This is a genomic window from Pseudoalteromonas sp. GCY (genome assembly GCF_016695175.1).
GTDB lineage: Bacteria > Pseudomonadota > Gammaproteobacteria > Enterobacterales > Alteromonadaceae > Pseudoalteromonas.
In genome coordinates this window covers 3,095,843-3,120,914 of record NZ_CP068023.1, presented here as the reverse complement: position 1 = coordinate 3,120,914, position 25,072 = coordinate 3,095,843, and the positions used below count along the sequence as shown (strand labels likewise).

General features: G+C 44.2%; 25 protein-coding genes. 12 read left to right on the top strand and 13 right to left on the bottom strand.

Annotation, left to right across the window (positions count from 1 at the left end; translation table 11 throughout):
- Positions 1 to 65: 65 nt before the first annotated feature.
- The 9 genes from nrdR to JJQ94_RS19330 all read left to right on the top strand — a co-directional run bounded on the left by nrdR (position 66) and on the right by JJQ94_RS19330 (position 9,028).
- Positions 66 to 515, top strand: a complete 450-nt coding sequence (nrdR, locus tag JJQ94_RS19370) for a transcriptional regulator NrdR (RefSeq protein WP_010372109.1) — start codon at positions 66 to 68, stop codon at positions 513 to 515.
- Positions 512 to 1,624: a bifunctional diaminohydroxyphosphoribosylaminopyrimidine deaminase/5-amino-6-(5-phosphoribosylamino)uracil reductase RibD gene (gene ribD, locus JJQ94_RS19365; protein ID WP_099030156.1), complete on the top strand. Its 1,113-nt coding sequence runs from the start codon at positions 512 to 514 to the stop codon at positions 1,622 to 1,624. Before nrdR ends, ribD begins: the two co-directional genes overlap by 4 nt.
- Before the next feature lies 1 nt (position 1,625).
- Positions 1,626 to 2,282, top strand: a complete 657-nt coding sequence (locus tag JJQ94_RS19360; RefSeq protein ID WP_010606132.1) for a riboflavin synthase — start codon at positions 1,626 to 1,628, stop codon at positions 2,280 to 2,282.
- Between the two features lie 28 nt (positions 2,283 to 2,310).
- Positions 2,311 to 3,423, top strand: coding sequence for a bifunctional 3,4-dihydroxy-2-butanone-4-phosphate synthase/GTP cyclohydrolase II (ribBA, locus tag JJQ94_RS19355; protein WP_010606133.1), 1,113 nt, complete (start codon positions 2,311 to 2,313; stop codon positions 3,421 to 3,423).
- Between the two features lie 116 nt (positions 3,424 to 3,539).
- Positions 3,540 to 4,004, top strand: coding sequence for a 6,7-dimethyl-8-ribityllumazine synthase (ribH, locus tag JJQ94_RS19350; RefSeq protein WP_010372096.1), 465 nt, complete (start codon positions 3,540 to 3,542; stop codon positions 4,002 to 4,004).
- A gap of 11 nt (positions 4,005 to 4,015) precedes the next feature.
- Positions 4,016 to 4,426, top strand: a complete 411-nt coding sequence (gene nusB / locus JJQ94_RS19345; RefSeq protein WP_010372094.1) for a transcription antitermination factor NusB — start codon at positions 4,016 to 4,018, stop codon at positions 4,424 to 4,426.
- 43 nt (positions 4,427 to 4,469) lie between these two features.
- Complete coding sequence (thiL, locus tag JJQ94_RS19340; RefSeq protein WP_099030157.1) at positions 4,470 to 5,432, top strand: thiamine-phosphate kinase; 963 nt, start codon at positions 4,470 to 4,472, stop codon at positions 5,430 to 5,432.
- Positions 5,433 to 5,440: 8 nt separating this feature from the next.
- Positions 5,441 to 5,923, top strand: coding sequence for a phosphatidylglycerophosphatase A family protein (locus JJQ94_RS19335; RefSeq protein WP_010606135.1), 483 nt, complete (start codon positions 5,441 to 5,443; stop codon positions 5,921 to 5,923).
- Positions 5,924 to 5,947: 24 nt separating this feature from the next.
- Positions 5,948 to 9,028 carry a ligand-binding sensor domain-containing diguanylate cyclase gene (locus JJQ94_RS19330; RefSeq protein ID WP_099030158.1) on the top strand — a complete coding sequence of 1,027 codons (3,081 nt, stop codon included), beginning with the start codon at positions 5,948 to 5,950 and terminating at the stop codon, positions 9,026 to 9,028.
- 99 nt (positions 9,029 to 9,127) lie between these two features.
- On the opposite strand, the gene dxs is transcribed toward JJQ94_RS19330, so the two are convergent.
- The 3 genes from dxs to xseB form a co-directional block, all read right to left on the bottom strand.
- Positions 9,128 to 10,999 (bottom strand): 1-deoxy-D-xylulose-5-phosphate synthase, encoded by a 1,872-nt coding sequence (dxs, locus tag JJQ94_RS19325; RefSeq protein ID WP_099030159.1) that lies wholly within the window; start codon positions 10,997 to 10,999, stop codon positions 9,128 to 9,130.
- 166 nt (positions 11,000 to 11,165) lie between these two features.
- A complete protein-coding gene (gene ispA, locus JJQ94_RS19320; RefSeq protein WP_099030160.1) occupies positions 11,166 to 12,065 on the bottom strand; it encodes a (2E,6E)-farnesyl diphosphate synthase in 900 nt (299 codons plus the stop codon).
- A complete protein-coding gene (gene xseB, locus JJQ94_RS19315; protein ID WP_010606139.1) occupies positions 12,065 to 12,304 on the bottom strand; it encodes an exodeoxyribonuclease VII small subunit in 240 nt (79 codons plus the stop codon). The genes ispA and xseB overlap by 1 nt, the downstream gene beginning before the upstream one ends.
- A 234-nt stretch (positions 12,305 to 12,538) precedes the next feature.
- Between xseB and pomA the strand changes: the two genes are divergently transcribed.
- From pomA to JJQ94_RS19300, 3 genes are all read left to right on the top strand, one after another.
- Positions 12,539 to 13,306: a flagellar motor protein PomA gene (gene pomA / locus JJQ94_RS19310; RefSeq protein WP_099030161.1), complete on the top strand. Its 768-nt coding sequence runs from the start codon at positions 12,539 to 12,541 to the stop codon at positions 13,304 to 13,306.
- A gap of 2 nt (positions 13,307 to 13,308) precedes the next feature.
- Complete coding sequence (locus JJQ94_RS19305) at positions 13,309 to 14,238, top strand: flagellar motor protein MotB (RefSeq protein ID WP_069022936.1); 930 nt, start codon at positions 13,309 to 13,311, stop codon at positions 14,236 to 14,238.
- A 229-nt stretch (positions 14,239 to 14,467) separates the two neighbouring features.
- Positions 14,468 to 14,980: a hypothetical protein gene (locus JJQ94_RS19300; RefSeq protein WP_099030162.1), complete on the top strand. Its 513-nt coding sequence runs from the start codon at positions 14,468 to 14,470 to the stop codon at positions 14,978 to 14,980.
- Between the two features lie 25 nt (positions 14,981 to 15,005).
- Here the strand turns inward: JJQ94_RS19300 and JJQ94_RS19295 are convergent, their stop codons facing one another.
- From JJQ94_RS19295 to mrdA, 10 genes are all read right to left on the bottom strand, one after another.
- Positions 15,006 to 16,208, bottom strand: coding sequence for an aromatic amino acid transport family protein (locus JJQ94_RS19295; RefSeq protein WP_172439931.1), 1,203 nt, complete (start codon positions 16,206 to 16,208; stop codon positions 15,006 to 15,008).
- Positions 16,209 to 16,366: 158 nt separating this feature from the next.
- A complete protein-coding gene (lipA, locus tag JJQ94_RS19290) occupies positions 16,367 to 17,332 on the bottom strand; it encodes a lipoyl synthase (protein WP_010606145.1) in 966 nt (321 codons plus the stop codon).
- Positions 17,329 to 17,982 carry a lipoyl(octanoyl) transferase LipB gene (gene lipB, locus JJQ94_RS19285; protein WP_010372061.1) on the bottom strand — a complete coding sequence of 218 codons (654 nt, stop codon included), beginning with the start codon at positions 17,980 to 17,982 and terminating at the stop codon, positions 17,329 to 17,331. The genes lipA and lipB overlap by 4 nt, the downstream gene beginning before the upstream one ends.
- Before the next feature lie 19 nt (positions 17,983 to 18,001).
- Complete coding sequence (gene ybeD, locus JJQ94_RS19280; protein WP_010606146.1) at positions 18,002 to 18,280, bottom strand: DUF493 family protein YbeD; 279 nt, start codon at positions 18,278 to 18,280, stop codon at positions 18,002 to 18,004.
- 166 nt (positions 18,281 to 18,446) lie between these two features.
- Positions 18,447 to 18,986 carry a hypothetical protein gene (locus JJQ94_RS19275; protein ID WP_099030163.1) on the bottom strand — a complete coding sequence of 180 codons (540 nt, stop codon included), beginning with the start codon at positions 18,984 to 18,986 and terminating at the stop codon, positions 18,447 to 18,449.
- Between the two features lie 130 nt (positions 18,987 to 19,116).
- Positions 19,117 to 19,698, bottom strand: coding sequence for a hypothetical protein (locus JJQ94_RS19270; RefSeq protein ID WP_099030164.1), 582 nt, complete (start codon positions 19,696 to 19,698; stop codon positions 19,117 to 19,119).
- A 424-nt stretch (positions 19,699 to 20,122) separates the two neighbouring features.
- Positions 20,123 to 21,286 (bottom strand): serine hydrolase, encoded by a 1,164-nt coding sequence (locus tag JJQ94_RS19265; RefSeq protein WP_099030165.1) that lies wholly within the window; start codon positions 21,284 to 21,286, stop codon positions 20,123 to 20,125.
- A 41-nt stretch (positions 21,287 to 21,327) separates the two neighbouring features.
- Entirely contained in the window at positions 21,328 to 22,101 is a 774-nt protein-coding gene (locus tag JJQ94_RS19260; RefSeq protein ID WP_099030166.1) for a septal ring lytic transglycosylase RlpA family protein, read from the bottom strand.
- Positions 22,101 to 23,207, bottom strand: coding sequence for a rod shape-determining protein RodA (gene rodA / locus JJQ94_RS19255; RefSeq protein ID WP_099030167.1), 1,107 nt, complete (start codon positions 23,205 to 23,207; stop codon positions 22,101 to 22,103). Before rodA ends, JJQ94_RS19260 begins: the two co-directional genes overlap by 1 nt.
- The gene (mrdA, locus tag JJQ94_RS19250; RefSeq protein ID WP_099030168.1) at positions 23,204 to 25,072 is read right to left on the bottom strand and encodes a penicillin-binding protein 2; all 1,869 of its coding nucleotides are present in this window, start codon (positions 25,070 to 25,072) and stop codon (positions 23,204 to 23,206) included. Before mrdA ends, rodA begins: the two co-directional genes overlap by 4 nt.

The following is a 25,072-nucleotide window of genomic DNA, read 5'->3' as shown; positions in this document are numbered from 1 at the left end:
TTTTTTGTTATGATTAAGGCCGCATTCAAGCGGCCTTTTTTGTTTTTGAGTCAACGAGAGCGTCTATGCATTGTCCATTCTGTACAGCCAAAGATACCAAAGTGATAGATTCACGTTTGGTTGCTTCCGGCCACCAAGTCCGTCGCCGTCGTGAGTGTATTTTATGCCACGAACGCTTTACCACTTTTGAAGGCGCTGAGCTCTTAATGCCGCGCGTAATAAAGCAAGATGGTACCAGAGAGCCTTTCAATGAAGATAAGCTACTCAATGGCATGCACCGAGCGCTGGAAAAGCGTCCCGTCAGCACAGAACAAATAGAAGAAGTAGTACATCAGATTAAATCTCAAATTCGTGGTACTGGCGAACGTGAAGTACCAAGCGACATGATTGGCGAATGTATTATGGAAGCCCTCAAAAAGCTCGATAAAGTGGCTTATGTGCGATTTGCTTCGGTATATCGTTCTTTCGAAGATATTCGTGAGTTTGGTGAAGAAATTGCGAGGTTGGGAGATTGAGCCAGTTCACAACGCAAGACCATGATTACATGAGCCGCGCCATTACGCTTGCAAAGCGCGGTAAATACACCACAACACCAAATCCAAACGTCGGCTGTGTGATCGTAAAAAACGGTGAAATAGTCGGCGAAGGCGCGCACTTAAAAGCAGGTGAAGGCCATGCTGAAGTGCATGCGCTTAAGCAAGCTGGAGCTAAAGCCGCTGGTGCAACTGCCTATGTAACGCTTGAGCCATGTAGTCACTATGGCAGAACGCCGCCGTGCGCAAAAGGTCTGATTGACGCAGGCGTCAGCAGAGTGGTTGCAGCCATGGTTGATCCCAACCCACAAGTTGCAGGGCGTGGATTGGCGATGTTAGAGGCCGCGGGAATTGAAACGGCTTTTGGTTTGCTAGAGCCACAAGCAAGGGCACTAAATACCGGTTTCTTGAAGCGAATGGAGTATGGGTTGCCATTCGTGACTTGTAAGCTTGCCGCTTCTCTTGATGGTAAAACCGCATTAAACAATGGCCAGAGCAAGTGGATTACCTCAGCGGCAGCGCGCTTGGACGTACAGCGCCACCGCGCGCAAAGCTGCGTGGTCTTGACCGGAGCTGATACGGTTATGGTAGACAACGCAAGACTCAATGTTCGTGAAGAATTTTTGCAAGACACCGATTATCCCCAATCTGAGCTACGCCAGCCGATACGTGCGATTATTGACTCACAAAATCGTCTGACACCAGATCTTGCGCTATTTAAAATTGCATCTCCTGTGATTATTTTTCGCCGTACTATTGATAATTCAGCGCAATGGCCTCATTTCGTAGAGCAAATTGTCGTGCCTGAAATCAACGGTAAGCTCGACCTAAAAGCCGTGCTCAACAAGCTGGCTGAAAAGCACTGTAATTATGTTTGGCTAGAAGCCGGTGCCACCCTTGCGGGGGTAATGCATGAACAAGGGCTAATCGATGAATATATAGTCTATTTGGCACCGAAAATAATTGGCGCTGGAAAAGGGCTGTTTAACACCACGCCACTGAGTGCCATGTCGCAAATACCAGAGTTAGTGTTTGGCGACGTTTGCCAAGTGGGGCCTGATCTCAAACTTATCGCGACTAAAGAGAAGTAAAATGTTTACAGGTATTATCGAAGCAACAGGAACATTAACTCAATTGCAGCTCAAGGGCGGCGATTTAATTGTTCGTGTGACCACGACATCTCTTGATATGAGCGATGTAAACTTGGGTGATAGTATTGCCACGAACGGGGTTTGCCTGACTGTAACTGAGAAGTTTCATGATGGCTTCAAAGCCGATGTTTCTAACGAAACCTTAAGTTTGACGCGTTTTGCCGAGTACAAACAAGGCCAAAAGGTCAATCTTGAAAAGGCACTGCAGCCGATTTCACGTCTAGGCGGTCATTTGGTGTCAGGCCATGTGGATGGTATTGCTGAAGTGGTTGAGATAACCGCTAATGCCAGAGCGACTGACTATTGGTTAGCCGCGCCGTCATCGCTAATGAAGTATATTCCGTATAAAGGTTCAGTTGCCATTGATGGTATCAGTTTGACGGTCAATGCCGTGGAACAAAATCGCTTTAAATTGACCATAGTGCCACATACGGCGCAAGAAACGACGATTGCAGGTTTTCAAGTCGGGTCAAAGCTAAACCTAGAGGTTGATCAAATCGCCCGCTACCTCGAAAGACTAATTCAGGGTGAGCCAAGCGCTGCCAGCGAGTCCACTCTCACAACCAGTCTATTGGCGAAAGCTGGCTTTATAAAGTAGCCACAGACAAAGTAAAAATGGGAAAACTATGAGTTTAAATAGTGCTGAGGAAATCATCGCGGACATTAAAGCCGGTAAAATGGTTATTTTGATGGACGATGAAGACCGAGAAAATGAAGGTGATCTGATCATTGCAGCAGAGCACATTACACCAGATGCAATTAATTTCATGGCAACATATGGTCGCGGGTTAATCTGTTTAACCATGACACAGGAGCGCTGTGAGCAGCTGAACTTACCACTAATGGTGAAAACCAATGGCGCTCAGTTCTCTACCAACTTTACTTTGTCTATTGAAGCTGCAAAAGGCGTAACGACGGGAATTTCAGCAGCAGATCGTGCTCGTACAGTGCAAGCTGCGGTTGCCAAAGGTGCTGTGCCTGAAGATATTGTACAACCAGGTCATATCTTCCCAATCATGGCGCAACCAGGCGGCGTTTTAACGCGCGCAGGCCATACTGAAGCTGGATGTGATTTAGCACGTTTGGCGGGATTGGAACCTGCATCTGTGATTGTTGAAATTCTAAATCCAGACGGCACTATGGCACGTCGCCCACAACTAGAAGTATTCGCAAAAGAACACGATATTAAAATCGGCACCATTGCTGATTTAATTGAGTATCGTAACTTAAACGAAACCACCATCGAAAAAGTAGCAGAGTGTAAACTTCCTACTGAGTTTGGTGAGTTTAACCTCGTTACTTACAAAGACACCATTGATAATCAACTTCACTATGCGATGGTAAAGGGCGAGATCAAATCGGAAGAAGCCAATTTAGTACGTGTGCATTTGCAAAGCACATTTAACGATATTCTTCATTCAGATCGCAGTGCGGATAGAAGCTGGACGCTGCAAAGCGCCATGAAGCACATCGCCGACAACGAAGGTGTATTAGTCATTCTTGGTAAGCAAGAACGCAGCGAAGAGATGGAAGCGCTGGTTAAGGCATTTGCTGCGGAAGATGCGGGTGAACAGGTGAACTACCGTAAATTCCAAGGTACTTCGCGCACCGTAGGTGTGGGGTCGCAAATTTTGGCTGATTTAGGCATTCAGAAAATGCGCCTAATGAGTCTACCTAAAAAATATCATGCACTGTCTGGTTTCCACTTAGAAGTGGTTGAATACGTCGAACCAAAATAATTCCAAAATGCCAAATTGATCGCAATCGCCTATATTCAGATAGTAGGCGATTGCCACATTACTGTGCTATCATGCGCCTCAATTTGGCAATTGCTCATACAGATTAGGAACATCTAATGAAAGTAATCGAAGGTAATAAATACGCTCCTGGCAAAAAATTTGCCATTGTCATTTCACGTTTTAACGATTTTATCGGTAGCAGCTTACTTGAAGGCGCTGTAGATGAATTAAAGCGTACCGGTGGTGTTAGCGATGAAGACATCACGGTTGTATATGTACCGGGAGCGGTTGAACTACCACTAGCAGCAAAACGCGTTGCGATGAAAAAAGAGCACGACGCGATTATTGCGCTAGGTGTGATTATTCGTGGTGGTACACCACACTTCGATTTAGTTGCTAACGAGTCTAACAAAGGCTTAGCTAGCGTTTCATTAGATTATGACATCCCTGTTGCTTTTGGTGTACTTACCACTGAAAGCATTGAGCAAGCTATCGAGCGCGCGGGCACTAAAATGGGCAACAAAGGGGGAGAAGCCGCCCTTGGAGCTCTAGAAATGGTGAACGTGCTAGAGCAAATTTAAGAGGAATCTCAGTGAAACCAGCAGCTAGACGCAAAGCACGTGTACTTGCTTTACAAGCTATTTATTCTTGGCAGCTAAGTGGTAACCCAATTGCCGATATCGAACAGCAAATGCTGATCGAAAACGACGTAACGAAAGTCGATGTAGAATACTTCAAAGACTTAGCGCGTGGTGTTGTTGTTAACCAAAAGCAGCTAGACGAAGCAATTCGTCCGCATTTAGCTCGTCCACTTGAAGAATTGGATATGGTTGAGCTTGCCGTGTTACGTGTTAGTGCTTATGAGCTTAAATTCCGTGAAGATGTGCCATACAAAGTGGCTATCAACGAAGGTATTGAGTTAGCGAAAATGTTTGGCGCTGAAGAAAGCCACAAATTCGTTAACGGTGTACTAGACAAAGCGGTTAAGTTTATTCGCAAATAAGCTTTACTATAGGAATAGCCGGCCTTGGCCGGCTTTTTTGTGTATGAAAGAATTTGAGCTAATCAATCACTACTTTAAAGGCCGTGGCATTATTCGTCGAGATGTAGAGCTTGGGATCGGTGATGACTGCGCCTTAGTTTCAGTTCCTGCTGGCAATCAGCTTGCGGTAACAACGGATACGCTAGTTGCGGGTGTGCACTTTTTTGAAGATATTCCACCTCGGGCGCTTGGCCATCGTGTGATCGCGGTAAATCTTAGCGACTTAGCTGCAATGGGCGCTGAGCCTACTTGGGTGTCGCTTGGTTTAACGTTACCCAACGCTGACTTGGAGTGGTTAGAAGCCTTCACTGAGGGCATGCATGAAATTGCTGAGTACTATAACGTACAGGTAATAGGTGGCGATACAACGCAAGGTCCATTGACTATCACCGTATGTGCAAAAGGTATTGTACCAACCGGTAAAGCACTCAAGCGCTCAGGAGCGCGAGTGGGTGATTGGATTTATGTAACAGGTCCGCTTGGTGACGCAGGGCTTGCTATTGAAGCGCGAAAGCAGGGCTGGACGCTTGAGCCAAAACACTACAAAGCGGCGCTTGAAAAGTTTCATTACCCAGCGCCACGGGTTGCTGCGGGCCAAGTACTTAGAGGGCTTGCCACCTCTGCAATCGATATCTCAGACGGTCTACTTGCGGATCTTAAGCATATTTTACGTAGCTCGTTAGTTGGCGCTAAGATAAATGCCGATAAAGTCCCACAGTCTGATGCGCTGCGCTCAAGTCTTGATGAAGACGCACGCATGCGGCTCGCGCTCGGTTTTGGTGATGACTACGAATTACTCTTCACAGTCAATGATAATAACAAAAATGCCGTGGAAACCAGATTAAAGCAATATGGCGTTGAGCCAGTTTGTATTGGCCAAATTACGGCTAATAATGGTGAAATTCAATTGCTCAAAAAAGGTCAACCTTACCAGCTCGCAGGGCTTGGTTTTGAGCATTTTAGCTAGGAGTTGGTTTGGCTAAGCAGTATGTATTTAATTTAAAGAAGCCGCACCAATTCTTTGCACTCGGATTTGGTCTTGGTTTAGCAAAAAAAGCACCTGGTACTTTCGGCACCTTCGCCGCATTACCGTTTATTTTTGCAACCCAAGGTGCACCAATTTGGCTGCAATGTCTTGTCGCGATTGTCATGACGTTATTTGGGATTTGGGTGTGTGGTAAAACAGCGGACGATGTTAATGTTCATGACCATCCAGCCATTGTCTGGGATGAAGTGGCAGGCTTTTATATAACCATGATAGGGGCGGCACTTAGCTGGCAGTCATTAATCGTTGGGTTTATTTTGTTCCGCTTTTTCGATATTTTGAAACCGGGTCCGATAAGATGGCTCGATAAACGTTTGCACGGTGGCTCGGGGATTATGCTAGATGATGTATTAGCTGGCATTTTTTCATTGATTTGCGTGCAAGCTTTGTTTAAAACTGGCATTTTAGTCTAACTGTGCTGATGTGATGGAATCGAGATGACAAGGCTATTGTTTTTCATTTTCACTTTGCTGCTACCAATTACGAGCTTTGCGGCGATAGATGATTACGTAGTTAAACAGTGGAATATCCAAAGTGGATTACCGTCACAAAGCGTTAAGAGTGTTGTTCAAGACAACCAGGGTTACATTTGGCTCGGAACTCAGTTTGGCCTAAGTCGTTTTGATGGTCATCAATTCCAAAATTTCAACACCCAAAATACCGAATTTTTAAATAGCAATGCCATTAATAAATTGGTGGTGGATCGATTTGGCATGCTCTGGGTTGGCACGCGTCGAGGGCTGTTAAGACTCAACCCCAAAACCTTAGAAGCTCGACGTTTCGATCTGCAGGGGCCTGTACGAGATATCTTGCAAGATGAAGACGGCGGGATCTGGATTGCTGCAAATGGTCTGTATTATGTTTCTGCGAAAAAGCTGACGTTAGCCGCCAATAACATCGAACAAAGTACGTTAGACGTTACCCAAATCAATCAAATTGTAGGTTCAGTGACTAAAATGGCGCTGGTGCCAGATGGTATTTGGTTGGTAAATGAGCGTCACTTACTTAAAATCAGCGAATCAAGCAATCGCACTGGTGATGGGGTTCGGCTTGAATTGGCAAGTAAAGTGTCATTACCTGAACAGTTAGCGCAAACCATCATACATGACTTAGCTTGGGTCGATGGTAAGTTGTTCTTAGCATCAGAGCTGGGCGCCTATTTTCTAGATATTGATGAAGTACTACGTCGTTACCAAGAAGTGGGTAACAATGCGGTATATAAGTTTCTTAACGATAAAGAAGGTGGCCTGTGGGTTTCCACTTATGGGCGATTGTTATACCGACAAAATAATGGCATTTGGCAAGCTGTTGAGCCAATTCAACTAGATCAGAGCATCTGGTTTGCTGATATTTTTATGGATAACGATAATAATATCTGGCTCGCTAGTTTAAATGAGGGGCTTTGGCTTGCTCATTCAGGTAAGGTTGAGCGTCATCATATCGGTCAACGGACAAATCAAGCTATCTCAGCCATTACTCAAGGCCCCAATGGTCAATTGTGGGTAGCAAGCAGAGAAGGTCTTGGTATTATCGGGTTAAATGATAGTTATCAGCCCGTGCTCACCAGTGCTCAGTTAAATCGCTCTGTAATACACGACTTAGAATTTATCGGTGAAAAGCTTATTCTTGGCACTGATCGTGGTGCGCTTATCTATGAAGATGGCACACTGCAAAAGTTAAATGAGCGTGAGCTCAGGCAAAATCCGGTATTTTCTCTCAGCCCTTCAAATCGTGGGGGGATGTGGTTTGGTACTGGCAGGGGCTTGTATCGTCTTGATTACAAGGGGATAACGCCGTTTGCCTATAATGCCTTTCTCGGTAGCCAATTCGTCACTTTTGTTGAAGACTTCCCTAGATACGGCTTCATTGGTACAAACAAAGGGGCTTATCGTTACAATGATAAGGGGATCGAAAAAATAGGTTCTCAAACGTCGTTGGATACCGCTTATATCACCAGTATTTTGCATTTGGATACCGTGACGACTTTAGTTGGTTCTCTCAACGATGGGTTATTCTATCGTACCTCAGACGGTGATTGGTATCAGCTTGATGCTTCAAATGGATTGCCTTACGGATCGATATTTTCGCTGCATTATGACAAAAGCAATCAGCTCATCTGGGTGAGCACAATGAAAGGGGTATATCGCATGCCCGTTGCGCAATTTGGTCACGTTATAGAGAGTTTGCAAGTTGAACAAGTAATAAGCCCATTCGATAGGCAGCTTGATGGCAGACCAAGCCAATGTTGTTCAGGACTTGGGCATGATGCCGTGATTGAAACCGAGTCAGCTATTTTTTACCCCAGCTTACAAGGCGTTGTTGAAATCCCTAAAAATGTCCAGCTTTTTGGTGGTGGAGATTTATTGCCAAGGCTAGAGTCATTGTCTACCCACGATAGAGTATTTAGTACAGAATCATTAAATCAAGTGATCCAGCTTGATACATCTGAGCGTGATCTAACCATTAATTATACTGCAATTGATTTTTACGCGCCGCATAGCATTGAATTTAGATACAAGCTAGAAGGGCACGATACGCAATGGCGTGATGCTCAGTCACGCCGCGAAGCAATTTATACCAATTTACCACCAGGCAACTTCACCTTTGTTTTAGAAGTTAAGCGCCAAGGGCAAGATTGGGAGCAGGCGAAGGTGCTTAACTTATCCATTACGTTACCGCGCCGTTTCGATGAGACTATTTACTTTAGGCTGTTTATCACTTGTGCGTTTATATTTATGTTCTATCTCATTTTCTGGGTATTTAGAGCACAAGAAAGAAGGAAGCAAGCCGCGCTAGAAGCGTTGATAGCAGAGCGTACAACAGAACTCAGAAAAGCAAATGAAAAACTCAACCAGGTCAATACTCAGCTTAAGCTTGTAAGTCACTCAGATGAGTTGACGGGGCTACGTAGTCGTCGCTTCCTCTTTGATCAGTTACCAAAAGATGTCGAGCATTATCAGCGCAATGCACAGTCGCTACAGGCTCAAAATAAGAGTTTGGTATTGATGATTATGAACATTGATGATTTCAGCAAAATTAATGATTCTTATGGTCCAATTGGCGGTGATAGTTGTTTGCAGCAATTAGCGACGTTACTCAATACACGAACGCAAGGTTCTGATTATGTCGTCCGTTGGAGCGGTGATGAATTCCTATTACTACTGCGCGACTTTCGCAGAGACTATATCGAAGAGTATGTCAGCGACTTATGTAAGGCGATTGCTGAAACGGATTACCGCTTACCGAATGGTAAAACAACTAAATTGACGGTGTCGATGGGTTGGTCTTATTATCCATTGCCACTACTAGGTGGTAAGGTCATTGGTTGGGAATCATCTGTGAACCTAGCTGATATCGCATTACATCAGGTCAAACAACGTGGCGGTGATGGTGCTGCGACAATTATCTTTGACGATCAATTGGATGCATTCGAATTTGAGCAAAGCGCGAACATAGAGTCTCAGTTACAACTTCTGCAAAGTAATGGACTTGCGGAAGTGAGAGTGTGGATGAGGTGAAGCTCGTCACTAGTTCTTAAACGGTTAACGTATTTCAGGACCAGAGACGAAGAATAAAAAAGGCTTCCAAATGGAAGCCTTTTTTAGAACTGCTCAGAGTCAAGACTGTGGATTTAGCCAAGCCTTAATTTGCTGACTTATTCCTTCGCTGCTTAAGCCCAGTTCGGCGTGGATCTCAGTTTGTGAACCATGCTTAATAAACTTATCAGGTAGACCTAGTAGCTTGATTGGCTTTAGATGGCCTTGAGCTATTAGATATTCGCTCACCGCAGAGCCTGCACCACCAGCAATCGCATTGTCTTCAAGTGTTACAAAGCGCTCGTGAGTTACCACTAACTCTTCGATAAGAGCTGTATCTAAAGGTTTTACAAAGCGCATATCCACAAGCGTGGCATTTAACTCTTCGGCAACGGCTTGAGCGTTTTCAAGCAAAGTACCAAAGCTTAAAATAGCCAGCTTTTCACCTTCTCTTACTACCTTGCCCTTACCAATTTCCAGTTCGTTCATTTCTGCACTAATCTCTGCACTTCCCGCACTGCCTCTAGGGTATCTTACCGCTGCAGGTTTATCTAGGCGGTGGCCAGTATAGAGCATTTGGCGACACTCATTAAGGTCGCTTGGTGCCATAATCACCATATTAGGAATACAGCGCAAAAAGCTTAGATCATAAGCCCCTTGGTGTGTTTCACCATCCGCACCAACGACGCCTGCACGGTCAATAGCAAAAAGTACTGGCAGGTTTTGTAGTGCAACATCATGAATTAATTGGTCATAAGCACGTTGTAAAAAGCTTGAATAAATAGCAACAACAGGATTCAAGTCTTCACAAGCAAAACCCGCAGCAAGCGTCACAGCATGTTGCTCAGCAATGGCAACGTCAAAATATTGAGCTGGGTACTCTTTAGAGAAGCGCACCATGCCTGAGCCTTCACGCATTGCTGGCGTGATAGCCATGAGCTTAATATCTTGTGCCGCCATATCACAGAGCCAATCACCAAACACCTTTGAAAAGGTCGGTGCGCTGGGTTTTGATTTGGGTAAGCTGTGCACGCTTGGATCGAACTTCGGCACTGCATGATAACCAATTGGATCTGCTTCTGCTGGTTTATAGCCTTTCCCTTTTTGGGTTTTAACGTGTAACAGTTGAGGACCCTTTAGATTTCGCATATTACGTAGCGTATCTACCAAAGTATCTACGTTATGTCCGTCAATTGGCCCAATATAGTTAAAACCTAGCTCTTCAAAGAAGGTACCAGGGATTATCATCCCCTTTAAATGCTCTTCCATGCGACCTGCAAGCTCTTTAACTGGAGGCACGCCAGACAGCAGCTTTTTGCTGCCTTCGCGAATATTGGTGTAAAAGCTACCAGAGAGGATCTTCGCGAAATGGTTGGTAAGTGCGCCAACGTTTTCCGAGATAGACATTTCGTTGTCGTTTAGGATCACTAACATATCCGGATTGATGTCGCCGGCGTGGTTCATTGCTTCAAATGCCATGCCAGCGGTCATTGCACCATCACCAATAACGGCGACAGTCTTACGTCCAACGCCTTCTTTTTCAGCAGCAATTGCCATACCAAGTGCCGCTGATATTGAGGTACTAGAGTGGCCTACGCTAAACGTATCGTATTCGCTTTCTTCTCTATAAGGGAAAGGATGTAAACCATCCTTTTGGCGAATAGTATGCATCCGATCTCTTCTGCCTGTCAGTAGCTTGTGTGGGTAGGCTTGATGACCTACATCCCAAACTAGCCTATCGCTTGGTGTGTTATACACATAGTGCAACGCCACGGTAAGCTCTACAGTGCCTAAGCCAGAGGCAAAATGACCGCTACTTTGAGAGACTGAGTTCAGCAAATACTCGCGAAGCTCATCACTAAACGCGGTTAACTTGTGCTGGGGTAATTGACGAAGTTGACTTGGCTCGTCAATTAACGCGAGTAAGGGATACTTGCTACTATCAAGTTTCATGGTATTTATCAGAGTCCTAGTGAGTCTTTGCTGAGTGCTTACTCGCGCAGCTCACTTCATAATTATTAAAATTCTTCACCAACTGACCATAATATTATGTTCGCCAGTAATTACAAAGTACTTGTGAATATTTTCTTAGCTTGGCGTAGTTATTTTATACGTCAGCTTAATATTCTCGATCTATGATGTATTTTGCTAAATCTGCAAGTATTTCTGTGTCACCATCTATTGCCGTAAGCGCATCCAGTGCCTCATCTATCAACTGTTCGGCTTTTTCTTTTGCTTGCTCTAAACCTAACAACGCAGGGTAGGTAGACTTATTATGTTCTATGTCAGAGCCTTGTGGCTTACCAAGTACTGTCGTGTCACCTTCTACATCAAGAATGTCATCTCTGACTTGGAATGCAAGACCAATTGCACGACCATAAGTGCGTATTGCTTTACATGCTTGCTCCGTAACTCGTTCCGGGTTGCCGCATAAGATCCCAAGCTCTACAGCACAGCTCAGCAGTGCACCTGTTTTTAGCTTATGAATACGTTCGAGTTCATCTATGGTAATTGAACGATCGGTAGCGGCTATATCAAGCGCTTGACCGCCAACCATGCCCTGTAGACCTGATGCCTTGGCTAGTGCAGAAATCATTTTTATTTGTGCATGGTGGTTTACTGCGAATTGATGCTCACTTAATAGCTCAAAAGCCAGAGTTTGTAAGGCATCACCGGCTAAGATAGCTGTCGCTTCATCGAATTGAATATGGCAAGTTGGACGACCACGCCTAAGTTCATCATCATCCATCGCGGGTAAATCATCGTGCACCAACGAATAGCTATGCACGCATTCTATTGCTGCAGCGGCCTTGTCTAAGTCTTCTGGAGCCGCACCAAATAATTCACCAGTGCAGTACACTAAAAATGGCCGCAGACGTTTGCCGCCATTTTCTATACTGTAGCGCGTTGCGGCTTTGATATTCTCTTCAGTATCAAGCACATTATCAAAATAGTGTAAAACGGTGTTCTCTACACGAGTTTTAGCAAACTGGAGCTTTTCTTGTAATTTTTCTGACATCAGGCTTCGTTATCAAATGGCTGTAATTGTGCTTGCTCATCTTCGCCCATTAAAATAGCGACCTGCTGCTCAGCTTGCTGAAGTTTTTGGTTTGAAGCTTTTGCGAGCTTTATCCCACGCTCAAATTGTTTAAGTGCTTGATCTAGAGGTAGGCTACCGTTTTCCATGTCCGCAACGATTTGTTCCAGCTCTTGCATGGCCTCTTCAAAGCTCAAGTTATCAGGTTTTTTTACCGCCATATGTCACGCTGACCCGTAAAGTAAAAGTGTGGCAATTTTAGGGGGATTGCGCGTCAAGGTCAAAAAAACCAGAGACTTTTTGATCTGACCGAGTATCGGCATTACAAGATCTGCTATAAACTCGCATTTTAAACACTTTTTAATATAATAGTGTCAAGTTGTAGAAAAACTTGCCGATAACTCAAACAATAATAACTGCGTGATTTATCACAAATAACTTCCCCCGGAGGACATGTGGATTTAGCAACGGTAATAGGGATCCTGGGTGCCATAGGTTTGATTGTAATGTCCATGGTACTAAGTAGTGATGGCCAGATCGCTATGTTCTATAACACGCCTTCCGTCGTTATCGTATTTGGTGGTTCAATCTTTATCGTATTGTCTAACTTTACGCTTGGACAATTTTTCGGGATTGGTAAAGTGGCCGCAAAGGCCTTTATGTTCAAGATTGAAACTCCAGAAGAGTTGATTGAAAAAGCCGTTGAGCTTGCTGATTCTGCGCGTAAAGGTGGTTTTTTAGCGTTAGAAGAAGCTGAAATTCCCAACCAGTTTATGCGCAAAGGCGTCGATATGCTAGTTGATGGTCATGACGCTGATGTTGTGCGTGCCACGCTACAAAAAGATATTGCCCTGACGTCTTCAAGACACCAGTTGGGCGCCGGGTTATTTAAATCCCTTGCCGATATTGCGCCTGCGATGGGGATGATCGGAACACTCATCGGCCTAGTAGCTATGTTGTCTAACATGGATGACCCAAAAGCAATCGGGCCTGCCATGGCTGTTGCACTTTTAACAACTTTGTATGGTGCATTCTTAGCTAACGTGGTTGCTATCCCAATTCAGGTTAAGCTTGAGCTTCGTAAAGATGAAGAAGAGCGAAACCAGCGGCTCATTTTAGATGCTATCTTAGGTATTCAAGATGGCCAAAACCCGAAAGTCATTGAGGGCATTTTGAAAAATTATTTGCCTGAGTCTAAACGTGGCGCTGAGGCTGAGGAATAACCATGTCAGACGAGAACGAATGTAAATGTCCTCCCCCAGGTCTTCCGGCCTGGATGGGGACATTTGCTGATCTGATGTCATTACTGATGTGCTTCTTTGTACTGCTACTGGCATTTTCTGAAATGGACGTGCTGAAGTTTAAGCAAATCGCAGGGTCGATGAAGTTTGCTTTTGGTGTGCAAAACAAAATTGAAGTAAAGGATATCCCAAAAGGTACCAGTGTGATTGCGATGGAATTTACTCCTGGTAAGCCAGAGCCAACACCAATTGAAACTATCCAACAGCAAACCGTAGAAATGACGCAACAGATGCTTGAGTTTCAGGCTGGTGATGAATCATCTGCGGGTGGTCGACAAGAGCAACGGGGTAATAAGCGTGGTGGTGAATCAGCCAGTACTGCTCAAGAAATGGCGTCAACTCAAGCAATCGCATCCGCAGATCAAGAACAAGTTAATGAGCTTGTTAAAAAGATTGCGCAGCAGCTAGAGAAGCAAATAATGGATGGTGCGATTGAGCTTGAGTCTCTAGGGCAGCAAATCATTATTCGTATCCAAGAGAATGGCTCTTTCCCTGCAGGCAGTGCGTTTTTACAACCTAAGTTTGAACCTGTGATTGCCGAAATTGCAGAACTACTTAAAGATGTACCCGGTGAAATTACTGTCTCGGGTCACACAGACGATTTTAGGGTCACTAACGAACTCTACTCCAATAACTGGGATTTATCGGCGACGAGAGCGGTCGCTGTTGCGACTGTGATGGAGCGCGTTCGTGGTTTTGATAAGAACAGAATGGTCGTAGTTGGTCATGCAGACACTAGACCGCTTGTTCCTAATGACAGTGATGCTGATAGACGCCGCAATAGGCGCGTTGAAATCTCGATTTTACAGGGTAAACCTAAAGAGTCAGATCCTATTGAAGTGAGGCAAAATTAATTACAGTTTATTGCCAAGTTACAGGGAATTCGCTATTGTTCCGTTTGGTTCTACTTAAAGGAGAAATAGAATGATTTCAATAAAAAAACTTCAAAATTTTAGACTACCTGGCGGTAATGGTGAAGGCGGTGATGAAGAGGCGGAAAAAAAGCCGTCTTAACCGTAACCGATTGTAATAATTACTTGACCCATTAAAAAATCATCTTAACTAATAATTAGAAGAGTAAATATGTTAGAGGCTTGGGAGTCGGTTAGGCTTTTTTATATCCAATACAGCATTCCACTATCGCTAATTGCAGTGTTTTCCTGTTTAGTTTTAAGAGATATAAAAGCCGCTCGTTATGCGATTTTGATTGCTTTATTTTATATTATTGGCTCTTTTACTGGTGATTTTATTAGAGCGATAGACGATGAGTTGGTTTATCGCTATATATTTTGGGCATTTAACGATATTGTGTTTATGGCTATAATTGCTGTTTGGGCTATTAAGGACAAAGTTTATATGTGGCAGAGTGTAATTGCTCAACTCATTATTATACCTGCACCAATCTTACAGATGTTCCGTTTGGTTGATAGGCATTTAATGGAACTTAGCTATTCGTCTTATCTCTACGTCACAATTATCCCAATTGTTAACTTTGCTACTCTATGCTTAGCATTTGTACCTGTAATTGCTTATTTTCAACTGAAACATAAACGAATGCAAGACGGTGCGCTGGAGAGTATCGAAGTAGGCCGTTAATAGACCTACGTCGTCTTGATAATGCTTACCCTAAACTTGGAATAAGGCCAGCCATTTGCATTAGCTGAGAGGTGATGATCATCACACCGAAAATGGCGGCAAGTCCTAGTCCAAGCGTACCACCTTTAACCTGATATCCATCATTACCTCTAACTTTTCTCTGTTTCCATACCATAGCAACTGGTAGAAATACCGCCAATACCACGAGCGCAATTGCTGCATACCCCAGTGCCATAATAAAGCCCTTTGGATAAAAGAGGGCAAAGCCAAGCGGTGGTAAAAAGGTAATGAACGCCGTTTTGATCCGGTCTTTCTTAGTATCTTGCTTTTTAAAGGCATCTGCAAAAAAGTCGAATAAGCCGAGACTAACACCTAAGAATGAAGTCGCGAGAGCAAGATCTGCAAAAATCGTCACAAATAACTGTACGTTGTCGTTGTGTGCGATAGAGGAAATACGGGTGACAAAACCCGGCAGCCCCTCACTTGCCATTAAACTCTCTTGTCCCATAACGCCTTGGCTGAGCAACTGCCAGAACACATAGATGATAAGGGGCAGAGAAGCACCAAACATCATGACTTTACGTAGTTGACGAATATCTACGCCCACATACTTAACGATTGATGGGATTGAGCCATGAAAGCCAAAGGAAGTGAAAATTACCGGAATTGCTGCAATTACTAGCCCTTGCTCTACTGGCATATCGATTAGGTGCTGGCCGTGAACATAAGGCGTTAAAATAAAGAACAGACTGGCAAGCACAATAACTTTGATGGTAAATAGTAACTGATTGAGCTTATCGACGGTACTTGTGCCTAATGTCACTATGGTCGCTATGATAACAGCAAGCAGTACAGAGCCTAGTTGAGGGGTTATTCCGTCGCCCATCATACCAACAAGCTTGGTTTGAAGCTGTGCGCCACCACCTGCGATGTAAGCTGCACATAATGCATAAAACAAAAATACCATTGAAAAGTTTGCGACATACTGCCCCGTTTTACCAAGTAAGTTTTTCGCCAGTGTATTTAGTGTTGCGTCTTGATCTGCGTACTGATGCACTTCTAACATAAGTAAAGCGGTGTAAGTCATTAACAGCCACGTGATTGCGAGTAACACGATGGCGGTAGAAAAGCCAAGTCCTGCGGATGCAATAGGGAGGGCGAGCATACCAGCACCAATTGTAGTACCTGCTACAATCAGCATGCTGCCCAAAGTTTTATTCTTAAGCACGTTTTGCCCCTGATTATTATTATCTGGTGAGGCAAGATATAACGAATAGCGCGGAATTGAAACCGTTTTGCTGTTAATGGTCGTTAGATGGGGAATTGCGGACACAAAAAAGCCGTATAGGAATACGGCTTTCAAAACAGTGAATTTAATGACACTGTTTATTTTACTTCTTTACCCGCAGCTTGCTGATCCGCATGGTAGCTAGAGCGTACAAATGGTCCGCAAGCTGCGTGGCTAAAGCCTATTTCGTCGGCATACTCTTTTAGCCCATCAAACTCTGCCGGTGGCACGTAGCGTTTTACTGGCAAGTGGTGCTTAGAAGGTTGCAGGTACTGGCCTACGGTAAGCATATCTACGTTATGCTCGCGCAAGTCTCTTAAGACTTCTTCAATTTCAGAGATTTCTTCGCCTAGTCCAACCATCAGGCCTGACTTAGTCCTTACTTCTGGATGCGCCTCTTTAAAGCGGCGTAGTAATTCGAGTGACCACTTATAATCGGCTCCTGGACGCGCTAGCTTGTAAAGTCTTGGTGCAGTTTCAAGGTTATGGTTGAATACATCCGGTGGTGTTTCACTCAAAATTTCAAGCGCTCTATCCATACGACCACGGAAATCAGGCACGAGAATTTCGATTGTGATACCTGGGTTGTGCTTACGGATCTCACGAATACAGTCAGCAAAGTGCTGTGCACCACCGTCGCGTAAATCATCACGGTCAACAGAGGTAATAACAACGTAGCTCAACTTCATGTCTTTGATGGTAAGTGCAAGCTTTTCCGGCTCTTGGGCGTCAGGTTTTAGCGGACGACCGTGGGCCACATCGCAGAATGGACAGCGGCGAGTACAAATTGCACCTAAAATCATAAAGGTTGCTGTACCGTGATTAAAGCACTCAGAAAGGTTAGGGCAGGATGCTTCTTCACAAACAGAGTGCAAGCCGTGCTTACGCATTGCTTGTTTGATGCCATCGATACGTTCACTTGATTTTGGCAAACGGATCTTTAACCACTCAGGCTTTCTCAGCATTTCTTCGCGTTCTGTTGGCATGACTTTAACTGGGATCAATGCCATTTTTTCAGCATCGCGGAGCTTTACCCCGGGCTCCATTTTGACTGGTTTACTCATACGTTTTCAAACCCTTCAGTGTATTCGACATGCTCAGCATTAATGCGTTTTAGCATGTGTTTTACCAGACCAGCCCCCGCATCAGCGACGGTTTGAGGTCCATTAATTTCGCTACTTTGCACCATATTCATGCCCGCATAACCACAAGGGTTGATCCGTAAAAATGGACCTAGGTCCATATTGACGTTGAGTGCGAGTCCATGAAACGAGCAGCCACGGCGGACTCTAAGTCCAAGAGATGCTATCTTGCTATCGTTGACGTATACACCCGGTGCATCGGCTTTAGCGTAAGCCTCTATCCCATATTCTTTAAGGGAGTCGATAATGCTTTCTTCTAGCCAAGTGACGAGCTCACGTACCCCTATTTTCAATCGTCGTAAGTTGAGCAGCACATAAAGCATTTGTTGCCCGGGACCGTGATAGGTGACTTGACCGCCGCGATCCACTTTTACGACAGGAATATCACCTGGCGCCAAGACATGCTCCTCTTTACCGGCTTGACCTTGCGTAAAAACAGGCTCATGTTCCACCAGCCAGATTTCATCCGCTGTGGTGTCATCACGCTCATCGGTAAAAGATTGCATTTTGTGCCAAATTGGCTCGTAACTACAAAGGCCGAGTTGGCGCACAATTAACTTACGAGATTCCATAACTAGGGGTCCTTACCAACTACAGGATGTAACGGACGTCTTCAATGCCACCGATCTCGGTATAAATCTGCTCGATATGCTCTTTGCTGGTTACAGTAACAACAAGAGATACGGCTTCATAGGTGCCTTTGCTGCTTGGTTTAACCTTTGGTGCATAATCACCCGGTGCAATAACCTGCAGTTTGGCTAGGATCTGATCCGTCAAATTGACATTTGCTAGGCCCATAATCTTGAATGTAAATGGGCAAGGAAATTCTAAGTATTCATCAAACTTAGTATTTTTAACTGGTTTTACCACGACGGTATCCTCACAACGAACTACTTGCTGACGCCTGTATTTGGTCACTTAGGGGCTCTTTCAAGCCTTGAGTTGCCAAGGTCGTCATTGATTGGCCGCATTCTATCATTTTTGGCGCAAAAAAAAACGTCCACGATAAGGACGTTTTTGTTGAGTCATTTTGAAGCTAGCTTTCACTATTGATTACGTCTTTACAATCATCAAAAACTGCTAAAGTAGCTAATAGAAGGAAGCAGTGATTGCTAATTGCTAAGCCTTCCGAGTCAAAGAAAAGTCGCAATGCAGTCGTTGTTAATAGTAGTATCAAAAGCGCTGTTTTGTTGCGTTTCAAGGTCTTTACTATGTTTCTTTTAGACTGCTTGGTTCTAGCGCTAAGCATTCGTACCAGCTGATAAATGATGATACTAACTACGGCAAGATTGATGCCGGTAATAAGCATTGAGGGAGGTGAGAGAGTAACAATACTAACCAATAGCAGAATAAATATTGGAATGTATCCCAAATGCTTCATATCGGCTTTTTCTGCTTGGGTATTGTTAAGCTGCGTAGCAAGTTGATAAAGTGCACCGTACAGAGCAATATAAAAACCAAGATACAATAGTACAGGTTTATTTAAATAGTCACTTAGTATGAAGCAGACAATAAATACAGCCATGCTAATGTGGATATAGGTAGGAGATTCTTTAAAGTATTGAGTAATGGCCATTGCGTCGTTTCCCTTTTTCTCGCTTTCCCTGCGACTTTGGAAATTGTTGCTTGGGGTGTAAAAAGTCAATCAGTATTTAACCACTGATTGACTTTTATCTAAATAGATTATTGCGAGAACTCAAACTAGTTTAATCAGGCGCAAAAATATTCTCACTAATGATATGGTTTAAGTACTGTATGTAGCAGCTAAAAATAACCATATAACTAGCAGCCCACGTTCCTAAAGACATTGTTAGAAATGGTATGGCACACATAACAAAAATGAGTAGCAGGTTAACAGAAAGAATAAACCTCGACTTGGTTTTTAACCTCTCCTTTATCGCGTCAATAGCGGACAGTTTTCTTATTTTATACACAACTCTTATAACATGGGCTGCTAATAACATAGCGAATGCAATATTAAAAAGTGTGAGTAGTAGGTATTCAAGGTGTAGCCCGGCAATACCTATACAAGCAAACGCTAGCATAAGTAGTAACTGTATCCAGTGCTGTTTACAGTAAGCTATGAGCGTAACTTTTGCACAAGCTCCTTGTTCTTTTGCCACTACGGATAGCAAATCCCAAGCAACTATAATTAGCGCCATATAAAAACCAATATACAAAAGTATATTTGATTTGTATAAAATAGCAGAGAAAAGCAGTAATACTGCAATAGTCAACTTGGCTACTGGTAAGCTTGGTTTTAGGTATATATGATCCATGTAGTTCATAGGAAAGCCTTTTGTGTATCACCTATTAGATTAACATCTCTCTACTTCTTCCCACTCATAACAGCCACCACCTGTACAGACAGAATATTCTACTGAACAAAAATCTCCGAAGAGCTACTGGGACCGCTGTCATTATTTCCTCAGTCATAAGGAGTTTCTATGTAACTCCACCCAATTTAGTACAGCTATTGTCGCCATCATCATTTAAATATCCTTATATTTATAAGTTGAGTTTTGTACCTCAAATGTATTTTGACACGGTGTTTCTAAATTGTAAACTTTGAGTGGGTTTTCAGCGCGAGATATGTTGAAAAGGGGTCTTAGATTAGAAAGTATGAATGTCTGGGAAGCGAAGGGAAATAAATAAGCTTTATAGAAAAGATAAGCCAACCAGTCTGTCTCGGCTGGCCTATCAGATAAGGAATTACTGCGAGATCTGTAAACGTAGATAGTCGTAGATCTTGCTAAAGAATCCACCTTCTTGGATCTCTTCAAGCGTAACCAGCGGGTATTGTGCTACGTCTTCACCCTCAAGTTGTAGGAACAAAGTTCCAACTTTAGTGCCTTTCGCTAGCGGCGCTTCGAGTGTTTTATCTAACTCAAAGTTAGCCTTTAGATTCTTGCTTTGACCGCGTGGGATAGTAATTGGCGTGTCTTCCATAATGCCAAGCGATACGGTTTCTTTGTTACCCATCCATACGCGCTGATCGGCAAAAGCGTCACCAGCTTGGTAAGGGGTAATGGTTTCAAAGAAACGGAAGCCGTAGTTAAGCAACTTTTTGCTTTCAACTTTACGTGCGCGCTCACTCTCTGTGCCCATGACTACGGCAACAAGACGCATATCATCTTTAACCGCTGAAGTAACCAGGCTGTAGCCTGCATCCGAGGTGTGGCCTGTTTTAATGCCATCCACTTCAAGGCTTGCATCCCAAAGTAGTGAGTTACGGTTATATTGCTTTATACCGTTGTATGAAAAAGACTTTTTCTTGTATAAAGCGTATTCATCAGGTACATCACGAATAAGCGCGGCACCAAGAGTCGCCATGTCTCTTGGAGTGGTGTAATGCTCATCAGTATCCAAACCATGGCTGTTAATAAAGTGAGTATTGGTCATGCCCAGCTTTTCTGCATGCGCATTCATCAGGTCAGCAAACGCACTTTCGCTGCCGGCAATGTGCTCGGCCATTGCAACACAAGCATCATTGCCTGACTGAATAATGATCCCGTGGTTTAAGTCATCAACACTGACCTGCTTACCCACTTCGATAAACATTACCGATGAACCAGGAAAATTCTTAGCCCACGCTTTTTCACTAATGGTGACTTGATCAGATGGGCTAATGTTACCTGCCGCGATTTCAGTACCAATAACATAACTGGTCATCATTTTGGTTAAACTTGCTGGCGCTAGCTTAGTATCGGCTTCACCCTCTGCAATCACCTTTCCAGTAGTGAAATCTACAAGGAAATAGCCTTTCGCATTGATCTGCGGCGGCGAAGGAATAATTTGTGCGCTGGCACTCATAATAGAGAAAGTGCACACCAGTCCAAGGACTTTTTTAACGATTTGTGGTTTGATAGAAGTCATTATGCTCGCTTTTTTGTTTATCGGCATTCATTGCGGTTATTCTAAAGTTCCTGCTCACTGTAAAGCAAGAAAGCACGACTAAATTGACCTTGTTGTAAGGTTTTTAGTAGAGATTGTGCTTGATTGTCGTCGGTAATTGGGCCGACTCTAAGCTTGTACAGGTTGTTTTCAAACGTGATGGGTGTACCTAACCCCAATTCTTGTTTTAACTGACCTGCTAATAACTGTATGTTCTCAAGTTTACTACCAGCAGCAACTTGTACATAGGTTAGCCTTGGAGACTCGCGCGATAGAGTAATGGCTTCGACCTTAACGCGCGCTGTACCCTGAAGGTGATAGCCTAGCTTGAAGGCAGCAGCGTAAGATAGGTCGATTAATCTATCGTCGTGGAATGGACCTCGGTCGTTAATTCTAACGATGGCAGAGCGTCCGTTGTCTAAGTTTGTTACTTTGGCAAAGCTAGGTAGTGGCAGCGTTTTATGTGCCGCTGTCATATCGAACATATTAAAAATTTCACCATTGGAGGTGTGGTAGCCGTGGAATTTACGGCCGTACCAAGAGGCGATGCCTTGTTGCTGATATCCATGCTCGTCCGAAATTGGCGTGTAACGTTTTCCAAGTACCGTGTAGGGGCGATTGGCACTGACGCTTTTTTTCTCGTTGGTGACAATGGCATCCTGCATTTCCAGTTCGGTAGGCTCGCGCAGTGGCGCTTTATCATGGCGAATATGATAACGGCTACCACAAGCGCTGAGCAGGCTTAACAGGGCAAATACTAAAACCAATTTTGAAATCAGGGTAATACGAACTGTCATTATTTTAACAACATCCTCTTATCTGTTGCGATTGCCATAATAATGCCAAAACCGGCCATTAAGGTCACCATCGATGTGCCACCGTAGCTAATTAGGGGCAGTGGTACACCGACTACTGGCAAGAGACCAGAAACCATTCCGATATTTACAAAGACATAGACGAAGAAGGTCAAAGTCAGTGCTCCCGCAAGCAGTTTACTGAAAGCGTCTTGTGCTTGAACTGCGATATACAATCCACGACCAATTATAAAAAGATACAAGCTGAGTAAAATGGTGACACCCAACAAGCCAAATTCTTCGCTCAACACCGAGAAGATAAAGTCGGTATGGCGCTCGGGTAAAAATTCTAATTGAGATTGCGTTCCATGCAGCCAGCCTTTACCCTCAACGCCACCAGAGCCTATCGCAATTTTCGATTGAATAATATGGTAACCAGAGCCCAGCGGGTCGCTTTCTGGATCTAAAAAGGTCAGTACACGCTGCTTTTGATAGGCATGCATTCCGTAATGCCAAAACGCATAGCCACCGGGGACCGCGAGTAATAAACCAGAGCCGATTAAACGCCAACTTAACCCAGCTAAAAAGAGCGCAAAAATACCAGAGCTGGCGATTAAGATAGAGGTACCAAGGTCCGGCTGCTCTTTGATCAGAATGGTTGGTACTAACACAATCACAAAGCCGATTGTTAAATTCAAAATACTAGGAGGTAAGTGTGAACGACCGATAAACCAAGCGACCGTCATGGGCACTGCTAACTTCATTATTTCAGAAGGTTGAAAGCGTGTAACGCCTAAGTCGAGCCAGCGCTGAGCTCCTTTACTACTGACACCAAAGAACAGCACGGCAACGAGCATGCCAAGACCTAAGAGGTAAACGGGAATAGCCACACGCTTAAGCGTATTCGGGGAGAATTGCGCCATAAATAACATGGCGACTAATGCACCAAACATGCGTGTGCCATGGCGCATCATCATGCCCATATCTTGTCCACTAGCACTATACACAATTGCGAGGCTAGCAACCATCATGGTGATCAAGGCTGCAAATAACGGTAGGTCGATATGGACTTTTTCGAATAGCGAACGCGGCTTATTCAGCGGGCTCATTGCTGTTGCTCCTTCTCAAGCGGGTAGGCCGAAAAATAATAGTCCATCACTTGTCTTGCCATTGGCGCTGCGATAGCACTACCACCACCTTGGTTTTCTACAACCACAGTGATAACAATTTGAGGATCATCAAAAGGTGCAAAACCAACATAGATACCGTTGTCTCTGTGTTTTTCTTTTAGTTTCTCGGCATTATATTTTTCGCCTTGAGCAATACTGACAACTTGCGCGGTACCTGTTTTACCTGCGTGGTCATAAGTTACGCCCTTAAACGCATTTTTCGCGGTACCTATTTTTACCGTGTTATGCATGGCTTTTAATGCAATATCCCAGTGATAAGGGTTTTTCAACACAACGGGTGGTTTCTCTTCTGTAAATAGTTGTTCTACTTCAGTGTCTTGCTTAGAGATTTGTACTAAGTGAGGTTGTCGGTGTATACCTCTATTGACCAAAATGCTCAGTGAGTTAGCTATCTGCATCGGGGTCGCAGTCCAGTAGCCTTGTCCTATCCCAACAGAAATCGTATCTCCCGGGTACCACGACTCTTTAAAACGTTCTCTTTTCCATTCAACGGATGGCAAAATAGCGGAGGTTTCTTCATGTATATCGATACCCGAAAGCTCACCAAAGCCAAACTGGTTCATAAAGTCGCTAATTTTGGTTATGCCCAATTTATATGCGGTTTCGTAAAAATAGGTGTCGCAAGATTGCTCAATAGCCTTATATACATCAACATGCTCATGGCCCCAAGGACGCCAGTCACGCCATTTATGTTTTACATTTGGAATTTGAAAAAAGCCGGGATCCCAAATTTTGGTTGTTTCGGTGACGACACCTTCTTCCAGAGCAAGCACAGCGAGATGAGGTTTCACTGTGGAAGCTGGTGCATAACGGCCCTGAGTTGCACGGTTGATAAGTGGCCTATCTGGGTTGAGCAACGCTCGGTAGTCTTTGCCGCTGATCCCATGAACGAACAGATTCGGGTCGTAGCTTGGATTGGAATAGAGCGCTAAAATTCCCCCGTCGCGAGGATCCATAACGACGATAGCGCCTCGGGTGTCTTTAAGCACATGCTGAACGATTTGTTGCAAGCCGATATCAAGCGTTAGCACCAAGTCTTTACCCGGTTGTGGCGTTTCCATGCTTAATGTGCGAATGATACGACCGCGATTATTCACCTCGACGCGACGAGAGCCAACAATACCGTGTAGCTGTTCTTCATAAAACTTCTCGACACCGAGCTTACCGATATCATGGGTGGCCCGATAGTTCGTGTCTTTGCCTTCTAGTTCTAGGTCAAAGAGTTCCTCTTTATTGAGCTTTGCTACATAGCCAAGGGCGTGAGTGAGGGTATCACCATAAGGGTAATAACGGGATAAGCGAGCTTCAACGCTAAAGCCGGGCAAGCGGTGTTGGTTAACCGACAAAATTGCGACTTCTTCTTCATTCAAGCGACCCTTTAGTACTTGGCTTTTGAAGCGGCGGTTATGCTTGATTTCCTTTTTGAAATCTTCTACTTCTTGCTCAGAAATCTCGATGAGTTGACGTACCGCAGCTAATGATGCTTCGAGATCCTCAACGTCTTCTGGGATCACTTCAAGGTTGTAAACAGGGCGGTTTTCGGCGAGCAAGACACCATTGCGGTCGTAAATCAGACCACGATTAGGGGCAACCGGAATGACCTTTATACGGTTATCATTGGAGCGGGTACGATAGGTCTCGTGTTCGGTCACCTGAAGCTTATAGACATTGTGAAACAAGATCCCAACAATAATGACGACAAAAACAAAGCCGACAAAGGCTCGTCTCGCAAAGAGGTTAGCCTCGGCAGAATGATCCCTAATCGTCGGCCGTTTTTTTATCAT

What these genes read in the sequence shown, in the direction of transcription:
- ispA (WP_099030160.1), bottom strand. Translation starts at nt 12,065, where the DNA reads ATGTCAGAAAAATTACAAGAAAAGCTCCAGTTTGCTAAAACTCGTGTA.
- rodA (WP_099030167.1), bottom strand. Translation starts at nt 23,207, where the DNA reads ATGAGCCCGCTGAATAAGCCGCGTTCGCTATTCGAAAAAGTCCATATC.
- nrdR (WP_010372109.1), top strand. Translation starts at nt 66, where the DNA reads ATGCATTGTCCATTCTGTACAGCCAAAGATACCAAAGTGATAGATTCA.
- ribBA (WP_010606133.1), top strand. Translation starts at nt 2,311, where the DNA reads ATGAGTTTAAATAGTGCTGAGGAAATCATCGCGGACATTAAAGCCGGT.
- JJQ94_RS19330 (WP_099030158.1), top strand. Translation starts at nt 5,948, where the DNA reads ATGACAAGGCTATTGTTTTTCATTTTCACTTTGCTGCTACCAATTACG.
- JJQ94_RS19265 (WP_099030165.1), bottom strand. Translation starts at nt 21,286, where the DNA reads ATGACTTCTATCAAACCACAAATCGTTAAAAAAGTCCTTGGACTGGTG.
- dxs (WP_099030159.1), bottom strand. Translation starts at nt 10,999, where the DNA reads ATGAAACTTGATAGTAGCAAGTATCCCTTACTCGCGTTAATTGACGAG.
- ribH (WP_010372096.1), top strand. Translation starts at nt 3,540, where the DNA reads ATGAAAGTAATCGAAGGTAATAAATACGCTCCTGGCAAAAAATTTGCC.
- JJQ94_RS19260 (WP_099030166.1), bottom strand. Translation starts at nt 22,101, where the DNA reads ATGACAGTTCGTATTACCCTGATTTCAAAATTGGTTTTAGTATTTGCC.
- JJQ94_RS19270 (WP_099030164.1), bottom strand. Translation starts at nt 19,698, where the DNA reads ATGAACTACATGGATCATATATACCTAAAACCAAGCTTACCAGTAGCC.
- JJQ94_RS19360 (WP_010606132.1), top strand. Translation starts at nt 1,626, where the DNA reads ATGTTTACAGGTATTATCGAAGCAACAGGAACATTAACTCAATTGCAG.
- lipB (WP_010372061.1), bottom strand. Translation starts at nt 17,982, where the DNA reads ATGGAATCTCGTAAGTTAATTGTGCGCCAACTCGGCCTTTGTAGTTAC.
- JJQ94_RS19305 (WP_069022936.1), top strand. Translation starts at nt 13,309, where the DNA reads ATGTCAGACGAGAACGAATGTAAATGTCCTCCCCCAGGTCTTCCGGCC.
- thiL (WP_099030157.1), top strand. Translation starts at nt 4,470, where the DNA reads ATGAAAGAATTTGAGCTAATCAATCACTACTTTAAAGGCCGTGGCATT.
- JJQ94_RS19275 (WP_099030163.1), bottom strand. Translation starts at nt 18,986, where the DNA reads ATGGCCATTACTCAATACTTTAAAGAATCTCCTACCTATATCCACATT.
- JJQ94_RS19300 (WP_099030162.1), top strand. Translation starts at nt 14,468, where the DNA reads ATGTTAGAGGCTTGGGAGTCGGTTAGGCTTTTTTATATCCAATACAGC.
- mrdA (WP_099030168.1), bottom strand. Translation starts at nt 25,072, where the DNA reads ATGATAAAAAAACGGCCGACGATTAGGGATCATTCTGCCGAGGCTAAC.
- xseB (WP_010606139.1), bottom strand. Translation starts at nt 12,304, where the DNA reads ATGGCGGTAAAAAAACCTGATAACTTGAGCTTTGAAGAGGCCATGCAA.
- lipA (WP_010606145.1), bottom strand. Translation starts at nt 17,332, where the DNA reads ATGAGTAAACCAGTCAAAATGGAGCCCGGGGTAAAGCTCCGCGATGCT.